We start from the raw sequence: 18,478 nt of genomic DNA, 5'->3' as shown, positions 1-18,478 counted from the left end.
GCCCGCGCCCGCCAGCAGCGCGGCGGCCGCGTGTGCGATGCCCGCCGCGCGGCCGGGGTCGGTGCGGCGGACGGCATGGGCGCGGGCGAGCCGGCCCAGGCCGACATCGCCCTCCAGTGCCGGGTTGGCCAGTTCCTCCGCGATGTTCGCCCAGGTGGCCGCGTCGTCGAAGTCGTCCTGGCCGGCGCGGACCCGCGCCAGCGACTCGGCGCACGCCGTCAGCGTGCCGAAGTCGAGCCCGCCCGTGCCGGCCGAGCACGCGGCGATCAGCGCCGCGGCGCCCTCCGCGGGACTCCCCGCGTTGATCAACGCGAACGCGCGGGACACCGGCGCCATGTGCGTCCACCACTCGCCCGACCCGGTGTCGCAGCCGACGGCCTCGTCCCCGGCGGCCAGCGCCCGCTCGTGGTCGCCGGTCCAGCTCGCGATCAGGCACTGCTGCGTCGCCCCGTAGGCGATCACCTCGGGGGACCGCAGGTCGCGGCCCACGGCGGCGGCCTCGTCGGCGGCGGCCGCGGCCTCCTCGAACCGCCCGAGCAGGCTCAGCCCGCGCGCCCGTCCCGCCAGCATGTAACCGAGGATGTAGAGCTGCCCGCTGCGCCGCGCGATCGCGACGAGCCGGTCGACGTGCCGCAGCGCGCTGTCGTACATGCCGAGGAACAGCTCGGCCCACACCAGCCAGGTGATGCAGTCGAGGCAGTCGGCGAAGTCGGTGTCGGCGGCCGCGGAGAACCGCTCGTCGGCCGCGCGCGCGTACGCGATCGCCTCGGCGATCTCGCCGCGCACGTACGACACCATCGGCCGCATCGACGCGACCGCCGCCGTCAGGCCCGCGCCCCACTCCGGCGCGCTCTCGGGAATGGTGTCCAGGACGGCCTGGGAGCCGCGGTCGTCGGCCCTCTGGATGCGGTCGGCGACCAGCCGGATCCGCAGCAGCACCGCCTCGGGCGTCTGCCGGTCCGGGAGGCGGCGCAGCTCGTCCAGCACCAGCGCGCGGGCCTCGTGGATGCGGCCGATCTGCCGGTCCATCACCGCGCACAGGTGCACGGTCCGCGCCCGGCGGACGGTGTCGTCGGCCGGCAGCAGCGCCAGCAGCGTCCGCGCGGTCTCCCGGCCCTCCTCCGCGTGGCCGCTGACGGCCTGCACGTGCGCGAGCTCCAGCAGCAGCTCCGTCCGGTCGGGCCCGTCGTCCGCGCCGCCGGGCGGCGGCTCGTCCGGCAGGAGTCCCAGCGCGGCCTGCAGCCAGTACGCGGCGGTGCCGGGGGCCTGCCGCCCGACCGAGCGCGCCGCCTCCACCAGGGTCGCGGCCGCGCGCCGGTCCCCGAACCGGGCCGATCGCACCACGTGGTGCGCCCGCACCGTCGCGGGCGCGCCCAGCTCCGCCAGCCGCACCGCGACCCGCTCGTGGGCCGCGAGCCGCCACCCCGCCGCCGTCGACGCGTACGCGACGTGCCGCACCAGCGGATGCCGGAACTTGAACCGCCCGCCCGACCCGGCGCGCACCACGTCGTGCCCGGTCAGCACGTCCAGTGCGGCGAGCGCGTCGGCCTCGTCCAGCTCGGCGGCCACCGCCGCGAGCGCGGGCTCGAAGAAGTCGGCGGCGACGGCCGCGCCCCGCGCCAGCAGCAGCGCCTCCGGCGGCAGCGCCGACAGCTCCACCTGCAGCGCGGTCCGGACGGCCGCCGGCACCTCTGTCAGGTCCGCGACGCCCTGGCTCCAGTCGGTCCCGTCGACCGCGGTGCCGTCGTCCCGGCCCATCCTGGCCAGCGCCTCGAGGTAGAACGGGTTGCCGCCGCTGGCCTTGTACAGCGACTCGCACCGCGCCGCGCTCACCCGCGGGCCGAGGAACTCCTCGACCTCGCCCCGGGAGAGCGGGTCGACCGGCATGCGGGTGCCGTGCGGCCCGGCCGCGTCGACCAGCGCCGCCAGCCGCGGCGACGCCTGCGCGGGCCGGTACGCCGCCGCGACCAGCACCCGGGCGCGCGGCGGGTGCCGGACCAGATGGTCGAGCAGCTCGATCGTCGCGTCGTCGGCCCAGTGCAGGTCGTCCAGGATCAGCACCAGCCCGGACGGCGCGGCGAGCTGCTCCAGCAGGTGCCGCACCGTCCGGTGGAGCTGGTAGCGGGCCACCCGCGACTCCGGATCGCCCCCGGCGGGCGCCGGTTCGGCCGCCGGGTCCGACAGGGCCGGGAAGACGGTGCCGAGCAGCCGCAGCTGCGCGTCCGGCAACTCGGGGACCGACTCCTCCAGCAGGTCGTCGAGGGCGTCCACGACCGCGCCGAACGGCATCTCCTGCTCGAACTCGGCGGCGCGTCCCGCCAGGCAGGGGAGCTTGCGGGCGCCGGCGCCGTCCGCCAGCTCGCCCAGCAGCCGCGTCTTGCCGACGCCCGGCTCGCCGATCAGCGCCAGGAACCCGAACCCGTGCTCGACGCCGTCCAGGGCGCGGCCGATCCCGTCCAGCGCGTCCCGCCGCCCTACCAGCGGAGCGTTGCCGGCCGGCTGAGCCCCGGCGCCGCGGTCGGCACGACCCTCCATCACCACACCCCAACAGCGACAGGCGGTCGATACGCCGTGATCATGCTTGTCGTCGCGGTTCCCGAGAATTGCAACGATCACCTTATCGGGTGATCAGTCAATAAGGCGGGGCAACACGCCCCCGGACCGCGCGGGTCCGCGCGGATCTGCCTCCTCCGTGGCCATCGTGTCCAATAGCTATCAAGCGTCGCAAGGGGGCCCGTGTCAACCGGTGGCGGCCAAACCGTGCCCCGGCCGTCACATTCCGCGCACCCTCGCCAGCGCCCGGCGGGGCGAGTCGGCGATCCGGCTGAACACCACGAGGGCCCGCGGCGGCCGCCGCGCCGCGGGGCCGTCCAGGCCCCGCATGAACGCGAGCTGCTCGAGCGTCGGCGGCCCGAACGCCAGGCTCCGCCGGGCGGCGGCCGCGGCGTAGGCCCGTCCCGTCCCGACGAGGTACGCCGCGACCATGGACCCCGTCCGCCCCACCCCGGCGCCGCAGTGCACGAACACCGGGCCCCGCGCGTCCGCGACCACGTCCAGGAACCGCCGCACCTGCCCGGGGGCCGGCGCCCGCCCGTCCCGGACGGGAATCCGCACGACCGGCATCCCGAACACGCGCGCCGACGCGCCGCCCTGCGCGTCCGCCGGTTCCGGCGTTTCGGCGCGGAGGTCGACGATCGTGCGGACGCCCTGCGCGCGCAGCCAGCGGTATCCCTCGGCGGTGGGGGCCGCGCCGCGCCACACGCGGGCGTCGGCGCGGGCGAACTTCGCGATGCCCGGCGCGGGGACGCGGTGGACGCCCGCGCGGGCGCGCTCGCTCAGCAGCAGCATCGCCGCGCTCGTGGCGAGCCAGGACGCCGCGCAGCCTGCGGCGCCGCCGACCAGGGTCCAGCCGAGGATTCGCCGCGCGCGCACACGGCGAGGCTATACGTCAGCGCAGGCGTTCGGCCGCCTCGTCCCAGCGGCCGGTATCGGCCGACGGCTCGTAGCGGCGCAGCGGCTGGGTCGCGGCGACGAGGCCGCGCATCTCGGCGAGACTCCCCACGATGCCGTGCGCGCGCGCCTGCACCAGGACGTTGCCCAGTGCGGTCGCCTCGACCGGGCCGGCGACGAGCGGCAGCCCGCACGCGTCGGCCGTCAGTCGGCAGAGCAGCTCGTTGCGGCTCCCGCCGCCGACGAGGTGGACGACCTCGACCTCGGTGCCCGACAGCCGCGCGGCCTCGCGCAGCGTCTCCCGGTGCGCCAGCGCGAGGCTGTCCATGATGCAGCGGACCGTCTCCGCGCGCGTGGCCGGCTCGGGGAACCCGCGGCGGCGGCAGTGCGCGGCGATGCGGGACGGCATGTCGCCGGGCGGCAGGAACTCCGGGTCGTCGGGGTCGACGAGGGAGCGCAGCCCCGGCGCCCGCGCGGCCTCGGCGAGCAGGGCGGGCAGATCGGGGTTCCCCCACGCCCGCATCGACTCCTGCAGGAGCCACAGCCCCATCACGTTGCGCAGGTACCGGACGGTGCCGTCGATCCCGCCCTCGTTGGTGAAGTTCGCCTTGCGGCTCTCCTCCCCGAGGACGGGCTCGTCCAGTTCGACGCCGACCAGCGACCACGTCCCGCAGGAGATGTAGCCGAACCGGCCGGACGCCGGGACGGCGGCGACCGCGGAGGCGGTGTCGTGCGACGCCACGGCGGTGACGGGGGTGCCGCGGTGCCCGCACTCGTTGCCCGCCTCCGGCCCCATCCGGCCGATGACCTCGCCCGGGTCGACCAGCGGCGCCAGCAGGCCGGGCGGGACGCCGACGAGGTCGAGCAGCGTGCCCGACCAGAGCCCGGTGCGGGCGTCCAGCAGGCCCGTCGTGGACGCGTTCGTCCGCTCGGCGACGGTCTCCCCGGTCATCCAGTGGGCGAGCAGGTCGGGGATCAGCAGCAGCGAGTGCGCGCGGGACAGGTCGTCGGCGGCGAGCTGGTAGATCGTGTTGAACGGGAGGAACTGCAGGCCCGACTCCCGGTAGAGCAGGTCGTCGCCGGCCTCGGCGCGGAGCCGCTCCATGACCCCGGCGGTGCGGCCGTCCCGGTAGTGGACGGGGTTGCCGAGCAGCCGCCCGTTCTCGTCGAGCAGCCCGTAGTCGACGGCCCACGAGTCGATGCCGATGGACGCCAGCTCGCCCGGGTGGGCGCGCAGGCCGTCGAGGACGTTGCCGTAGAGCCCGAGGACGTCCCAGTGCAGGGTGCCGTTCACCCGCACGGGCCGGTTCGCGAACCGGCGCGCCTCCCGCAGGTCCAGGACGTCCGGCCCGACCCGCGCGGTCATCACCCGGCCGCTGGACGCGCCGAGGTCGACGGCCGCGAACACCTTCTCGCTCATTCGGCGATCACCACTTCCAACGTTCGGGGGCCGTGCACGCCCTCCACGCGCGACAGCTCGATGTCGCTGGTCGCCGACGGGCCGGAGACCAGCGTCAGGGGACGGGACGGGTCGAGCCGCTCCAGCGCCTCGGGGACGTCGGGGGCGACCTGCCCGGCGCGCACGACGATCAGGTGGTAGTCGGGGACGAGCGACAGCGCGCGCGGTCCCTGCCCGGCGCCGTGGTCGAGGACGATCGTGCCGGTCTCGGCGATCGCGGCGGCGCAGGCGGTGACGGCGCCCGCGAGCCGGTCGAGGCCGGCGACGGCCGGGTCGCGCACCAGCTCCGACGTCACGCCGGCGAGCCACGCCTCCGGCAGGCCGGACGGCACGCCGTGCGTGCCGGGCCGGGCGGCCAGCCGTTCGGCGACGACCCGGGGCAGGTCGGCTTCGGTCGTGCGCAGCACGGTGGCCCGGTAGTGGGCGACGCGTTCGGCGAACAGGTCGAGGACGCCGTCCGCGTGATGCCGCCGCACGTAGTCCCGGTCGATCCGCGCGTAGTCGGCGGCGACCTCCGAAGCAGGACGGACCGGGACGATCCCGTCGATCCGTCGCAGAATCTCGTCACGCGCGCTCACCGGTCGTCCTCCTCGTGGCCGCCGTCGGTCCGGGCCCACCAGGCGCGGAACGACTCCTTCGGCGGGGCGGGCGCGTCGCGGGTCTCCGTCCAGGCGCCGAGCGGCCCGGGGAGCCGCCGGATCCGGCCGCGGGGCGCGACGATCCGGCGGGACGCGGACGCGGCGCGCTGCGCGAGCGCCAGCCGTGCGGGCGAGCGCAGCGCCCACCCGGCGGCGGTCATCGCGGCGCGCTCCATCGGATGCCGCGGGCCGTCCTCGACGGCGCGGGCGCGCAGATGGACGAGCACCTCGGGGATGTCGATCGCCACCGGGCACGCCTCGAAGCACGCGCCGCACAGCGACGACGCGTAGGGGAGGGAGGCGTCGACGTCGGAGCCGACGCCGCGGATCTGCGGCGACAGGATCGCGCCGATCGGCCCCGGGTACGGGGACCCGTACGCGTGCCCGCCGGCCCGCTCGTAGACGGGGCAGACGTTCAGGCACGCCGAGCAGCGGATGCAGCGCAGCGCCTGCCGCCCGACCTCGTCGGCGAGCGTCTCGGTGCGGCCGTTGTCGAGCAGCACGAGGTGGAAGTCGCGGGGCCCGTCGCCCGGGTGCACGCCCGTCCAGGTGGAGGTGTAGGGGTTCATCCGCTCGGCCGTGGACGAGCGGGGGAGGAGCTGCAGGAACACCTCCAGGTCCCGCATCGACGGGACGATCTTCTCCACGCCCATCACCGAGATGAGCGTCTCGGGGAGGGTGAGGCACATCCGGCCGTTGCCCTCGGACTCGAGGACGACGAGGGTGCCGGTGTCGGCGACGGCGAAGTTGACGCCCGACACCGCGACCTTCGCCGACAGGAACTTCGCGCGCAGGTGCCTGCGGGCGGCCTCGGCGAGGTCGGCGGGGGAGTCCGACAGGTCCGCGGGCGCGTCCGGCATCTCCTTCCGGAAGATGTCGCGGATGTCGGACCTGTTGCGGTGGATGGCGGGGACGAGGATGTGCGACGGGCGGTCGTGGCCGAGCTGGACGATCAGTTCGGCGAGGTCGGTCTCGTAGGCGGTGACGCCCTCCTCGGCGAGGGCCTCGTTCAGGCCGATCTCCTGGGTCGCCATCGACTTGACCTTGACGACCTCGGTCTCGCCGGTCGCCTTCACCAGGCCGGCGACGATCCGGTTGGCCTCGGCGGCGTCCCGGGCCCAGTGGACCGTTCCGCCCGCCTCGGTCACCTTCTCCTCGAGCAGCCGCAGGTAGTGGCCGAGGTTCGCCAGGACGTGGTCCTTGATCTGCTTCCCCGACTCCCGCAGCGCGTCCCAGTCGTCCAGCTCGGCGACGGCGGCGGCGCGCCGCTCCCGGATCGTGCCGGTGGCGTGCGCGAGGTTGCCGCGCAGCCGCGGGTCGGCGACGGCGCGGCGGGCGGCGTCCGGGAAGGACGGCATGCCGAGGTAGGTCGGCATCGCGTGCTGGCTCATGCGGGGTCTTCCTCCGTGGACGCGAGGATCTCGGCCAGATGGACGGTCCGGACGCCCGCGCGGGTGCGGGTGAGCGCGCCGCCGATGTGCATCAGGCAGGAGTTGTCGGCGGCGCACAGCGTCTCGGCGCCCGTCCCTCGGACGGCCGTCACCTTGTCCGCGCACATCGCGGCCGACACCTCGGAGTTCTTCAGCGCGAACGTGCCGCCGAAGCCGCAGCACTGCGTCGCGTCCGGCAGGTCGACCAGGTCGATGCCGCGGACCTCGCGCAGCAGTCTCAGCGGGCGGTCGCCGACGTGCAGCATCCGCAGCGAGTGGCAGGTCGGGTGGTAGGTGACGCGGTGCGGGTAGTACGCGCCGACGTCGGTGACGCCGAGGACGTCGACGAGGAACTCGGTCAGCTCGTGCACGCGGGACGCCAGGCCGGCGGTGCGGGGCGCGAGGCGGGGATGCCAGTCGCGGATCATCGCCGCGCACGACGCCGACGGCGTGACCACCGCGTCGTACGCGTCGAAGGTCTCGGAGAATCCCTTCACCAGGTGCTTCGCCTGCGTCCGGTAGCCGGTGTTGAGGTGCATCTGCCCGCAGCACGTCTGCCCGGGCGGGAACTCGACGTCGTGGCCGAGCCGCCGCAGCAGCCGCACCATCGCCTTCCCGGTCTCCGGGTACATCGTGTCGTTGACGCACGTCAGGAACAGCGCGACCTTCATCCCCGATCCCCTTTCGGGCCCCCGGCCGGCCGGCTCGACTCGCGGACCACCAGTTCCGGCTGGAACATCACCTGCTGGTGCGCGTGCCCGGCGCCCTCGTCGTCGCACTCCTCGAGCAGCAGCTCGGTCGCGATGCGGCCGAGCTGGTAGGTGGGCTGCCGCACGGAGCTCAGCGGGACGGCGGCGGCCGCGGAGAACTCGATGTCGTCGTACCCCATGATCGCGACGTCGGTCGGGACCTTCACCCCCGCGTTCAGCAGCTCCCGCTGAACGCCGAGGGCGATCAGGTCGTTGGCGCAGAAGATCGCGTCGGGCAGCGGGCGGTCGTCGGCGAGCAGCCGCAGCGCGGCCTCCTGCCCGGACCGGGCGTTCATCGCCGGGACGGTCACCTCGCGCATCGCCTCCCGGCCCAGCCCGGCGGCCTTGAGCGCGCGCAGCGCCCCCTTGCGGCGGTCGGCGCACTGCCGCAGGACGGACGGGCCCGCGACGTACGCGAGCGTGCGGGCCCCGTCGTCCAGCAGCCGCCCGGCGGCCAGCTCGCCGCCCGCGACGTCGTCGACGGCGACGGAGCACTGGTTGGCGCGCGGCGTCGGATGGTCCAGCAGGACGACCGGGACGCCGCGGTCGCGGAGCACGTCGGCGTTCGCGCCGTCGTCGCCGACCGGGGTGAGCAGCACGCCGCGCACCCGCTGCTCGGCGAGCACCCGCAGGTTGCGCTGCTCGCGTTCGTCCGACTCGGCCGACGACGCGAGGATCACCGCGTAGCCGCGCTCGCTGGCGACGTCCTCGACGCCGCGGGCGAGGTCGGTGAAGAACGGGTTGGCGAGGTCGAGCACCATCAGCCCGATCGTGCTGCTGTGCCCGGCGCGCAGCGTGGACGCCGAGCCGTTGCGGACGAACCCGAGCTCGACGATCGCCCGCTCGACGCGGGCGCGGGTGGCCTCGGCGACCCGCTCGGGACGGTTGAGCACGTTCGACACGGTGCCGGGGGAGACGCCGGCGCGCGCGGCGACCTGCTTGATGCCCACGGTGGGGCGCCCCCGTGCGGAGCGGCCGCCGCCGGGCCGCCCGGTGCCTTCAGTGGTCACGCTTCGCCCCCGTCGGAGATCCGGTTGTGGTGTCGGACACTGTGGGACATCGATTAAAACGTGTCAACCCCGAGATGAACAGATCGGCCGCCCTCGCGGCGGCGTCCGGACCCGGCCGCGAGGGATCTTCAGAATCTCGGCGTCCCCTGCCATATCGGGGTTTCCGCGACGTTGCGCCGGGTTTTCGCCGATGTTCCCTCTTGACGGGTGCGTCAGGTCACATCTACCGTCCTCCGCAACATCCTGTTAAAACGTTTTTCACCGTCCCGTTTCGGACGTCCCCCGCGAGGAGGGTCGCCATGAGTGCACCCGGCCGGTCGGCACCGCCGACATTGGCCCTGGTCAACGTGAGCAAGTCGTTCGGCGCCGTCCGCGCCCTGCAGGGCGTCACCCTGGAGCTCCACGCGGGCGAGGTGCACGCGCTCGCGGGGGAGAACGGCGCAGGCAAGTCCACGGTCGTAAAAACGTTCGCAGGCGTACACCGGCCGGACGCGGGCGAGGTGCGGGTCGACGGGGAGCCGGTGAGCTTCGGCGGCCCCGCCGACGCGCAGGCCGCCGGCGTCGCCGTCATCTACCAGGAGCCGACGATGTTCCCCGACCTGTCGGTCGCGGAGAACATCTTCATGGGCCGCCAGCCGCGCTCCGCCGGCGGCCGCATCGACCGCAGGGCGATGCACGCCGAGACGGCGAGGCTGTTCGAGCGGCTCGGCGTCGCGCTCGATCCGCAGCAGCCCGCGCGCGGCCTGTCGATCGCCGACCAGCAGGTCGTCGAGATCGCCAAGGCCATCTCCCGGGACGCCCGCGTGCTGATCATGGACGAGCCGACGGCCGCGCTGACCGGGCAGGAGGTCGCCCGCCTGTTCACCGTCACCCGGACGCTGCAGGAGCAGGGCTGCGCGATCCTGTTCATCTCGCACCGGCTGGAGGAGATCTTCGAGATCTGCCAGCGGGTCACCACGCTGCGGGACGGCGGCTACATCGGCACCGAGCCGCTCGACGGCCTCACGCCCGACGACCTCGTCCGCCGCATGGTCGGCCGTGACCTCGACGCGCTCTACCCCAAGCAGGACGTGGCGCCCGGCGAGGTCGCGCTCAAGGTGAGCCGGCTGACCCGCGAGGGCACCTTCACCGACGTCTCGTTCGAGGTGCGGCGCGGCGAGATCGTCGCGCTGGCCGGGCTGGTCGGCGCGGGCCGCTCCGAGGTCGCCCGCGCGATCTTCGGGGTGGACCGCTGGGACGCCGGGTCCGTGGAGGTCGCCGGGAAGGCGCTGCCCGCGGGCAGCCCGACCGCGGCGATGTCGGCCGGGCTCGCGCTCGTCCCCGAGGACCGCCGCCAGCAGGGCCTCGTCATGGACATGTCCATCGAGCGGAACATGGGCCTCACCCAGCTGCGGTCGCTGCGCCGCGCGACCGGCCGCGCCGGGCTGATCTCCCGCAGGGTGGAGCGCGACCGCGCCGCCGACTGGGCGCTGAAGCTGCAGCTGAAGTACGCGCGGCTCACCGACGTCGTCGGCGTCCTGTCGGGCGGCAACCAGCAGAAGGTCGTGCTCGCCAAGTGGCTGGCGACCGAGCCGGACGTCCTCATCGTGGACGAGCCGACGCGCGGCATCGACGTCGGCACCAAGGCCGAGGTGCACCGGCTGCTGTCGGAGCTCGCCGCGCAGGACCTCGCCGTCCTGATGATCTCCTCCGACCTGCCGGAGGTGATCGGCATGGCCGACCGCGTGCTGGTGATGCACGAGGGCCGGATCACCGCCGAGATCGACCGCGCGGACGCGACCGAGGAGAACGTGATGGCCGCCGCGACCGGCCGCGCCGACAACGGAAAGGCCGCCTGACCCATGACCGTCCTCGCAGAGTCCCCGGCCCGCAGCGGCCCGGACGGCGCGCCGGGGGGAGGCCGCCGCCTCGTCGACCTCCTCCTGCGCGCGCGCGAGCTGAGCATCTTCGGCGCGCTGGTCGTCCTAGTCGTCGCCACGACGATCGCGAACCCGCGGTTCCTGTCCGAGCAGGGCGTGAAGGACATCTTCCTGAACGCCTCGATCCTGGTGCTGCTGGCCGTCGGGCAGACGATCGTCGTCGTCACCCGCAACATCGACCTGTCGGTCGGGTCGGTCGTCGGGCTCGTCGCGTTCCTGGTCGGCAGCTTCGTGTCGGGCACCGAGACGAACCTCCTCGTCGCCGTCGTGCTCGGCGTCGGGATCGGCCTCGCCTGCGGACTCGTCAACGGACTGCTCGTCAGTTTCTGCCGGGTCCCCGCCCTGGTCGTCACGCTCGGCACGCTGTACGTGATCCAGGGGCTCCAGTACCGGATCGCGCAGGGCGAGCAGATCAGCGCGTCCGAGGTCCCGGACGGCATCCTGTCGCTGGGCACCGGCGGCGTCCTCGGCGTCCCGTACCTGCCGATCATCACGGTCGTCGTGATGCTGCTGGTCGGCTACTACCTGCGCTCCTACTCGTCCGGCCGCGAGTTCTACGCGATCGGCTCCAGCCCGGAGGCGGCGCGTCTGGCCGGCATCCCGATCCGCCGCCGCGTGCTGACCGCCTACCTGGTCAGCGGCGCCCTCGCCGGCCTCGCCGGGGTGCTGTGGCTGGCCCGGTTCGGCACCGTCGTCGCCGATGCCGCCAACGGCTGGGAGCTGACGGTCGTCAGCGCCGTCGTGGTGGGCGGCGTCGCGATCACCGGCGGGGTCGGCACCGTCTACGGCGCGGCGCTCGGCGCGCTGCTGCTCACCACCATCGGCAGCGTGCTGGTGGTGCTCAAGGTCAACTCGTTCTGGCAGCAGGCCATCACGGGCGTGCTGCTGCTGCTGGCGATCAGCGTGGACCGGCTGCTGGAACTGCGCGTCGCCCGGGCGCTGAAGTCCCGGACCAGGCATTCGGCCGACGCGCCCGGCGCCCCGGGCGCGGCGAAGGCCGGGGCCGGGACGGTCACGAAGGGGAAGGACTCATGACGAGCGACGCGCGCCCCCGGTCGATGCCGGGGACGGCCGGACGGTTCGTCCGGTGGGAGACGGCGATCACGGCGCTGCTGGTCGCGGTGTTCGTCGGCGGCATCGGGTTCTCGCCCGACTTCGGCAACAGCGGCAACCTGTCGTTCGCGCTGCGCGACCTGTCGGAGATCGCGCTGATCGCGCTGCCGATGACGCTGCTGGTCGTCTGCGGCCAGGTGGACCTGTCGGTCGCGTCCGTCCTCGGCCTGTGCAGCGCCCTCACCGGCAAGCTGTGGGACGGCGGCATGGCCATCGAGACGATCGTCCCGATCGTGCTCGCCGTCGGGCTCGTCTGCGGCCTGATCAACGGGTTCCTGGTGACGAAGCTGGGGCTGCCGTCCCTGGCGGTGACCATCGGCACGATGACCCTCTACCGGGGCCTCGCCTACGTCACGCTCGGCACCGGCGCGGTCTCGCAGTTCCCCCAGACCTACACCGACATGACCCTGAACAACGTGCCGGGCACCCCGATCCCGTACCCGATCGCGCTGTTCGCCGTCCTGGCCCTGCTGACCGCGATCGTCCTGCACGCCACCGGCATCGGCCGCTCGCTGTTCGCGATCGGCGCGCAGGAGGACGCCGCGTACTTCGCCGGCATCCGCGTCAAGCGCATCAAGCTCGTGCTGTTCGCGGTGTCGGGCGTCGTCGCCTCCCTCGCCGGGATCGTCTACACGCTCCGCTACGGCAGCGCCCGCGCCGACAACGGCCTCGGCCTGGAACTGACCGTCATCGCGGCGGTGCTGCTCGGCGGCATCGACTTCGACGGCGGCAAGGGCACCCTCGGCGGCGTCATCGCCGCGGTCCTGGTGATCGGCCTGCTGCGCAACCTGCTGATGCTCAACGACGTCAGCACCGAGACCCAGTCGATCGTCACCGGGTTCCTGCTCATCATCAGCGTCCTCACGCCGCGGCTGATCGCCGTGTTCCGCGAGGCGAGAGGTCGGCGGCGGGGCGCGCGAACCGCGTCCCCCGCCGCCTCCACCTAGCCCACCGGGCCCGCCCCCCGCCCCGCGCGACCCACCCCAGTTGGAATCTTCGAAAGGCACATCCATGACCGTCCGTCTGCGCCTCCCGCGCCGGGCCCTCGCCGCGGCGACCGCCGGCGCGCTCGCGCTGTCGCTCGCCGCCTGCGGCGGCACCACGAAGGACTCGGCCGAAGCGTCCGGCGACAAGGCCGGCAGCGGCAAGACCGCGAACCCGAACGCGCCCATGGAGAAGGGCCTGAAGCTCGCGTTCCTGCCCAAGCAGGTCAACAACCCGTACATGAAGATCGTGGACGACTCCGGCATCGCGGCCGCGAAGGGGTTCGAGGCCGAGGCCAAGGAGGTCGGCCCGTCCGACGCGTCGGCGTCCTCGCAGGTCTCCTACATCAACACGCTGATCCAGCAGCAGCACGACGCGATCATGATCTCGGCGAACGACCCGAACGCGGTGTGCGGCCCGCTCAAGCAGGCCATGCAGCAGGACATCGCGATCGTCGCCTACGACTCCGACACCGCGCCCGAGTGCCGCGACGTGTTCATCAAGCAGGCGAGCTCGGAGGACATCGCCCGCACCCAGGTCGAGATGCTCGCCGAGCAGATCGACGGCAAGGGCAAGTTCGCGATCCTGTCCGCGACGGCGAACGCCACCAACCAGAACGCCTGGATCGAGCTCATGAAGAAGGAGCTCGAGAAGCCCGAGTACGCCGAGATGGAGCTGGTCAAGGTCGCCTACGGCGACGACGACGACCAGAAGTCCTTCCAGCAGACGCAGGGCCTGCTGCAGGCCTACCCGGACCTGAAGGGCATCATCGCCCCGACCACGGTCGGCATCGCCGCCGCGGCCCGCTACATCGACGGCTCCGAGTACAAGGGCAAGGTCGCGGTGACCGGCCTCGGCACCCCGAACCAGATGCGGCAGTTCATCAAGAACGAGACCGTCGAGGAGTTCGCCCTCTGGGACCCGAAGCAGCTCGGCTACCTCGCCGCGTACGCCGGCGGCGCGCTCGCGTCCGGCCAGATCACCGGCAAGGAGGGCGAGGTGCTGAAGGCCGGCGACCTCGGCGAGCGCACGATCCAGCCGAACGGCGAGATCGTCCTCGGCCCGCCGACGAAGTTCAACGCCGAGAACATCGACGAGTACCGGTTCTGATCGTCGGATGGACTCCGGAAGCGCCAAGCGCGTGTGCTTCCTGCTGAAGGTCAGGCAGGACCGCCTGGAGGAGTACAAAGCACGCCACCAGGCGGTCTGGCCCGAAATGCAGGACGCGTTGCGCGAATCGGGCTGGCACAACTACTCGCTGTTCCTGCGCGAGGACGGGCTCCTCGTCGGCTACCTGGAGACCGACGACTTCGAGGCCGCGCAGGAGCGCATGGCCCGCACGGACGTCAACACCCGCTGGCAGGCGGAGATGGCGCCGTTCTTCGAGGACCTCGACGGCCGCCCCGACGAGGGGATGCGGCCCCTGCAAGAGGTCTTCCACCTCGCCTGAGGCGGGCCACCGGAACACGGGCCTTCACCAGAGGGCTACTGACGAATCGAGAGGTTGACCGTGAGCGACACCAGCGCGGTGAAGGACGCCCTGCGCCGCCAGCAGATCGAGACTCCGTCCTGGGCGTACGGGAACTCGGGGACCCGCTTCAAGGTCTTCGCCCAGCAGGGCGTGCCGCGCACCCCGCAGGAGAAGATCGACGACGCCGCGCAGGTGCACCGCTTCACCGGGGTCGCGCCGAGCGTCGCGGTGCACATCCCCTGGGACCGGGTGGACGACTACGCCGCGCTGGCCGCGCACGCCGAGGAGCGGGGGGTGCGGATCGGCGCCGTCAACTCCAACGTCTTCCAAGACGACGACTACATGCTCGGCAGCGTCACCAACCCCGACCCGGCGATCCGCCGCAAGGCCCTGGCCCACCTGCTCGAGTGCGTCGACATCATGGACGAGGTCGGCTCCCGCGACCTGAAGCTGTGGTTCTCCGACGGCACGAACTACCCGGGGCAGGACGACGTCCGCGCCCGGCAGGACCGGATGGCCGAGGCGCTCGCCGCCGTCTACGAGCGCCTCGGCGACGACCAGCGGTTCCTGCTGGAGTACAAGCTGTTCGAGCCCGCCTTCTACATGACCGACCTGCCGGACTGGGGCGCGTCCTACGCGCACTGCGTCAAGCTCGGCCCGAAGGCGCAGGTCGTCGTGGACACCGGGCACCACGCGCCCGGCACCAACATCGAGTTCATCGTGGCGTTCCTGCTGCGCGAGGGGAAGCTCGGCGGGTTCGACTTCAACTCCCGCTTCTACGCCGACGACGACCTGATGGTGGGCGCCGCCGACCCGTTCCAGCTGTTCCGCATCATGCACGAGGTGGTGCGCGGCGGCGGGTACGACGCCGAGACGGGCGTGGCGTTCATGCTCGACCAGTGCCACAACATCGAGCCGAAGATCCAGGGCCAGATCCGCTCGGTGATGAACGTCCAGGAGGCCACCGCGAAGGCGCTCCTGATCGACCGCGACGCGCTGTCGGCCGCGCAGGCCGCCGGCGACGTCCTGGAGGCCAACGCGATCTTCATGGACGCCTACAACACCGACGTCCGCCCGCTGCTGGCCGAGCTGCGCGAGGAGATGGGCCTGCACCCGGACCCGATCGCCGCGTACAAGGCGTCCGGCTACTACGAGCGGATCGTCGACGAGCGCAAGGACGGCCGGGCCGCCGGCTGGGGCGCCTGACCCGCCGAGCCGGATCCATCACCGACAAGGAGAGCATCGATGACCGCGACCCCACCCGAGGTGGGCCAGCTACTGGAACGGGCCAACGCCCTCGGCTCCGACCCCCGCAACACCAACTACGCGGGCGGCAACGCCTCGGCGAAGGGCACCGTCACCGACCCCGTGACGGCCCGCGACGTCGAGCTGATGTGGGTGAAGGGCTCGGGCGGCGACCTCGGCACCCTCACCGAGAAGGGCCTGGCCGTGCTGCGGCTGGACCGGATGCGCGCGCTCGTGGACGTCTACCCGGGCGTGGAGCGCGAGGACGAGATGGTCGCCGCGTTCGACTACTGCCTGCACGGCAAGGGCGGCGCGGCGCCGTCCATCGACACCGCGATGCACGGCCTGGTGGAGGCCGCGCACGTCGACCACCTGCACCCCGACTCGGGCATCGCGATCGCGACGGCCGCCGACGGCGAGGAGCTGACCCGCCGCATCTTCGGCGACCGGGTGGCGTGGGTGCCGTGGCGGCGGCCCGGGTTCCAGCTCGGCCTCGACATCGCCGCGATCAAGAAGGCGAACCCGGGGGCCATCGGCGTCATCCTGGGCGGGCACGGCATCACCGCGTGGGGCGACACCAGCGAGGAGTGCGAGGCGAACTCGCTGGAGATCATCCGGACGGCCGAGGCGTACATCGCCGAGCACGGCAGGGCCGACCCGTTCGGGCCGGTGATCGACGGGTACGAGCCGCTGCCGGAGGACGAGCGCCGCGAGCGCGCCGCCGCCCTGTTCCCGCTGATCCGCGGGCTCGCGTCCACGGACCGTCCGCAGGTCGGGCACTACACCGACGGCGAGGCCGTGCTCGACTTCGTGTCGCGCGCCGAGCACCCGCGGCTGGCCGCGCTCGGCACGTCCTGCCCGGACCACTTCCTGCGCACCAAGGTCGCCCCGATGGTGCTGGACCTGCCGCCGTCCGCGCCGCTCGACGCCGTCAAGGCGCGGCTGAAGGAGCTGCACGCGAAGTACCGGGAGGAGTACGCCGCCTACTACGAGCGGCACGCGACCCCGGACTCCCCGGCGATGCGCGGCGCGGACCCCGCGATCGTCCTGGTGCCCGGCGTCGGCATGTTCTCCTTCGGCGCGAACAAGCAGACCGCGCGGGTCGCGGGCGAGTTCTACGTCAACGCGATCAACGTGATGCGCGGCGCGGAGGCGCTGTCGTCGTACGCGCCGATCGACGAGGCGGAGAAGTTCCGCATCGAGTACTGGGAGCTGGAGGAGGCCAAGCTCCGCCGGATGCCGAAGCCGAAGCCGCTCGCCACCCGCGTCGCGCTGGTGACCGGCGGCGGGTCGGGCATCGGTGCGGCCACCGCGCGCCGGCTGGCCGCCGAGGGCGCCTGCGTCGTCGTCGCCGACCGCGACCTGGCCGGTGCGGAGAAGGTCGCCGCCGAGCTGGGCGCGTCCGCGCCGCGGGCGTCGGACGTCGCGGTGGCCGTCGCGGCGGACGTCACGTCCGAGGAGGAGATCGCGGCGGCCGTGCGGGACGCCGTCCTGGCGTTCGGCGGCGTGGACCTGGTCGTGAACAACGCCGGGCTGTCGATCTCCAAGCCGCTGCTGGACACGACCGTCGCCGACTGGGACCTGCAGCACGACGTGATGGCGCGCGGCTCGTTCCTCGTCGCCCGGGAGACCACCCGGGTGATGATCGACCAGGAGATGGGCGGCGACATCGTCTACATCGCGTCGAAGAACGGGGTGTTCGCCGGGCCGAACAACATCGCCTACGGCGCGACCAAGGCCGACCAGGCGCACCAGGTGCGGCTGCTGGCGGCCGAGCTGGGCGAGCACGGCATCCGCGTCAACGGCGTCAACCCCGACGGCGTGGTGCGCGGCTCCGGGATCTTCGCCGGCGGCTGGGGCGCCAAGCGCGCCGCCGTGTACGGCGTCGAGGAGGAGAAGCTCGGCGAGTTCTACGCCCAGCGGACGCTGCTCAAGCGGGAGGTGCTGCCCGAGCACGTCGCGGCGGCGGTCTTCGCCCTCACCGGCGGGGACCTGACCCACACGACGGGCCTGCACGTGCCCGTGGACGCCGGAGTCGCCGCGGCGTTCCTGCGTTGACCGGCGTTCTGCGCTGACCGGCGTTCTGCGCTGACCGGCGTTCTGCACTGACCGGCGTTCTGCACTGACCGGCGTTCTGCACTGACGTAGCGCCGGCGACCGCCACAACCGAAGACCGTCACGACGAGAGAGTGCGATCGGGGGATCCCACCCTAGGGGCCGGTGAGCGGAGCCCCGGCCGCGTGCGCGCGGCCGCGGGCCCGCCCCGCCGTGCCCGAAACCGGAGGCAGCCCATGCGACCGGCACGGTCCAGACTCCTCATCCCCCCGCCCGCCCTCCCGATCGGCACCCCCGCCGCCGCGTTCCCCGGCACCGCCCGGGCCGCCCCGCGGGCCGGGCGCGCGCGGCAGGCCCCCGCCCGCCCGGCCGTCGACGGCCGGTCCCGCGCGCTGAACGTCGAGGGCGCGCCCCAGTTCGTCCGGTGGCCGCGCGACCGCGACCCCGGCGAGATCCAGACCGCTTACGAGATCGAGGCGCGCGACCGCGCCCGGCGCCCAAGTCCGCAACAGCGGCCGCGCCCGCCCCGGCCGCCAGGAGTACGCCGCCTGCGCCGGGAGGACGCCGGCGCCCGGCGCCTCCTCCACCTGGCGGGTCCGCATGTGGGACCGCACCGGGAAGCGCCCTCCCTGGTCGCGGCCCGCCTCTATCGACACCGGCATCCGCGCCGGGGACCCGGACGCGCACTGGCTCTGCCACGCCACCGGCGACCCCGACGCGTGCACGCTCGCCCGCCGGGACTTCACCGCCGGACGGCCGCGGACCGTGCGGCCCCGCGCCCACGTTCGAACCCGCCTGTAGGGAACGCTCCATGACCACCGAACGCGACTCCGTGGCCGTCCCCTTACGGCGGTCCCGCACCCGAACCCGCGCCCCCCGCACCGACGGCCGCGGCGCCACCGGGCGGCTCCCCGCCATCGGCCCGGCCGGCCCCGGCCGCATTCCAGTGATCCGC

Annotated in this window: 14 protein-coding genes and 1 pseudogene; 8 read left to right on the top strand and 7 right to left on the bottom strand. The window is 73.6% G+C overall.

What is annotated here, in order from left to right:
- From ACFQ11_RS24070 to ACFQ11_RS24040, 7 genes are all read right to left on the bottom strand, one after another.
- Nucleotides 1-2,535 (bottom strand): ATP-binding protein (locus ACFQ11_RS24070; protein ID WP_378302355.1); only part of this gene is annotated, 2,535 nt, incomplete at its 3' end.
- A 237-nt stretch (nt 2,536-2,772) separates the two neighbouring features.
- Nucleotides 2,773-3,432, bottom strand: coding sequence for a fused DSP-PTPase phosphatase/NAD kinase-like protein (locus ACFQ11_RS24065; protein ID WP_378302353.1), 660 nt, complete (start codon nt 3,430-3,432; stop codon nt 2,773-2,775).
- A gap of 16 nt (nt 3,433-3,448) precedes the next feature.
- Nucleotides 3,449-4,870 (bottom strand): rhamnulokinase, encoded by a 1,422-nt coding sequence (locus tag ACFQ11_RS24060; RefSeq protein ID WP_378302351.1) that lies wholly within the window; start codon nt 4,868-4,870, stop codon nt 3,449-3,451.
- Nucleotides 4,867-5,487 carry a LutC/YkgG family protein gene (locus tag ACFQ11_RS24055; RefSeq protein ID WP_378302349.1) on the bottom strand — a complete coding sequence of 207 codons (621 nt, stop codon included), beginning with the start codon at nt 5,485-5,487 and terminating at the stop codon, nt 4,867-4,869. Before ACFQ11_RS24055 ends, ACFQ11_RS24060 begins: the two co-directional genes overlap by 4 nt.
- Nucleotides 5,484-6,938: a LutB/LldF family L-lactate oxidation iron-sulfur protein gene (locus tag ACFQ11_RS24050; RefSeq protein ID WP_378302347.1), complete on the bottom strand. Its 1,455-nt coding sequence runs from the start codon at nt 6,936-6,938 to the stop codon at nt 5,484-5,486. The genes ACFQ11_RS24055 and ACFQ11_RS24050 overlap by 4 nt, the downstream gene beginning before the upstream one ends.
- Nucleotides 6,935-7,648, bottom strand: a complete 714-nt coding sequence (locus tag ACFQ11_RS24045) for a (Fe-S)-binding protein (protein WP_378302345.1) — start codon at nt 7,646-7,648, stop codon at nt 6,935-6,937. The genes ACFQ11_RS24050 and ACFQ11_RS24045 overlap by 4 nt, the downstream gene beginning before the upstream one ends.
- A complete protein-coding gene (locus ACFQ11_RS24040; protein WP_378302343.1) occupies nt 7,645-8,736 on the bottom strand; it encodes a LacI family DNA-binding transcriptional regulator in 1,092 nt (363 codons plus the stop codon). The genes ACFQ11_RS24045 and ACFQ11_RS24040 overlap by 4 nt, the downstream gene beginning before the upstream one ends.
- 299 nt (nt 8,737-9,035) lie before the next feature.
- Here ACFQ11_RS24040 and ACFQ11_RS24035 point away from each other — a divergent pair, with 299 nt between their 5' ends.
- The 8 genes and pseudogenes from ACFQ11_RS24035 to ACFQ11_RS24000 form a co-directional block, all read left to right on the top strand.
- A complete protein-coding gene (locus tag ACFQ11_RS24035) occupies nt 9,036-10,574 on the top strand; it encodes a sugar ABC transporter ATP-binding protein (RefSeq protein WP_378302341.1) in 1,539 nt (512 codons plus the stop codon).
- A 3-nt stretch (nt 10,575-10,577) separates the two neighbouring features.
- Complete coding sequence (locus tag ACFQ11_RS24030) at nt 10,578-11,690, top strand: ABC transporter permease (protein WP_378302339.1); 1,113 nt, start codon at nt 10,578-10,580, stop codon at nt 11,688-11,690.
- Nucleotides 11,687-12,715: an ABC transporter permease gene (locus ACFQ11_RS24025; protein ID WP_378302337.1), complete on the top strand. Its 1,029-nt coding sequence runs from the start codon at nt 11,687-11,689 to the stop codon at nt 12,713-12,715. The genes ACFQ11_RS24030 and ACFQ11_RS24025 overlap by 4 nt, the downstream gene beginning before the upstream one ends.
- A 64-nt stretch (nt 12,716-12,779) precedes the next feature.
- On the top strand, nt 12,780-13,862 hold the full coding sequence (rhaS, locus tag ACFQ11_RS24020; protein WP_378302335.1) for a rhamnose ABC transporter substrate-binding protein: 1,083 nt from the start codon (nt 12,780-12,782) through the stop codon (nt 13,860-13,862).
- Between the two features lie 7 nt (nt 13,863-13,869).
- Complete coding sequence (locus ACFQ11_RS24015; RefSeq protein WP_378302333.1) at nt 13,870-14,202, top strand: L-rhamnose mutarotase; 333 nt, start codon at nt 13,870-13,872, stop codon at nt 14,200-14,202.
- 60 nt (nt 14,203-14,262) lie between these two features.
- On the top strand, nt 14,263-15,429 hold the full coding sequence (rhaI, locus tag ACFQ11_RS24010) for an L-rhamnose isomerase (RefSeq protein WP_378302331.1): 1,167 nt from the start codon (nt 14,263-14,265) through the stop codon (nt 15,427-15,429).
- Nucleotides 15,430-15,468: 39 nt separating this feature from the next.
- On the top strand, nt 15,469-17,526 hold the full coding sequence (locus tag ACFQ11_RS24005; RefSeq protein ID WP_378302329.1) for a bifunctional aldolase/short-chain dehydrogenase: 2,058 nt from the start codon (nt 15,469-15,471) through the stop codon (nt 17,524-17,526).
- A gap of 492 nt (nt 17,527-18,018) precedes the next feature.
- Nucleotides 18,019-18,324, top strand: a pseudogene (locus tag ACFQ11_RS24000) (glycoside hydrolase family 78 protein); the annotation flags it as partial.
- Nucleotides 18,325-18,478: the final 154 nt, after the last annotated feature.

Origin of the sequence: Actinomadura sediminis, from assembly GCF_042675525.1 — a bacterium.
GTDB lineage: Bacteria > Actinomycetota > Actinomycetes > Streptosporangiales > Streptosporangiaceae > Spirillospora > Spirillospora sediminis.
Note: the sequence above shows the minus strand (reverse complement) of the source record. Positions and strands in the feature narration are given on the sequence as shown.

Excerpts from the sequence above, each read along its gene's own strand:
- ACFQ11_RS24060 (WP_378302351.1), bottom strand. The coding sequence starts at position 4,870 with ATGAGCGAGAAGGTGTTCGCGGCCGTCGACCTCGGCGCGTCCAGCGGC.
- ACFQ11_RS24050 (WP_378302347.1), bottom strand. The coding sequence starts at position 6,938 with ATGAGCCAGCACGCGATGCCGACCTACCTCGGCATGCCGTCCTTCCCG.
- ACFQ11_RS24045 (WP_378302345.1), bottom strand. The coding sequence starts at position 7,648 with ATGAAGGTCGCGCTGTTCCTGACGTGCGTCAACGACACGATGTACCCG.
- ACFQ11_RS24035 (WP_378302341.1), top strand. The coding sequence starts at position 9,036 with ATGAGTGCACCCGGCCGGTCGGCACCGCCGACATTGGCCCTGGTCAAC.
- ACFQ11_RS24030 (WP_378302339.1), top strand. The coding sequence starts at position 10,578 with ATGACCGTCCTCGCAGAGTCCCCGGCCCGCAGCGGCCCGGACGGCGCG.
- ACFQ11_RS24025 (WP_378302337.1), top strand. The coding sequence starts at position 11,687 with ATGACGAGCGACGCGCGCCCCCGGTCGATGCCGGGGACGGCCGGACGG.
- rhaS (WP_378302335.1), top strand. The coding sequence starts at position 12,780 with ATGACCGTCCGTCTGCGCCTCCCGCGCCGGGCCCTCGCCGCGGCGACC.
- ACFQ11_RS24015 (WP_378302333.1), top strand. The coding sequence starts at position 13,870 with ATGGACTCCGGAAGCGCCAAGCGCGTGTGCTTCCTGCTGAAGGTCAGG.
- ACFQ11_RS24005 (WP_378302329.1), top strand. The coding sequence starts at position 15,469 with ATGACCGCGACCCCACCCGAGGTGGGCCAGCTACTGGAACGGGCCAAC.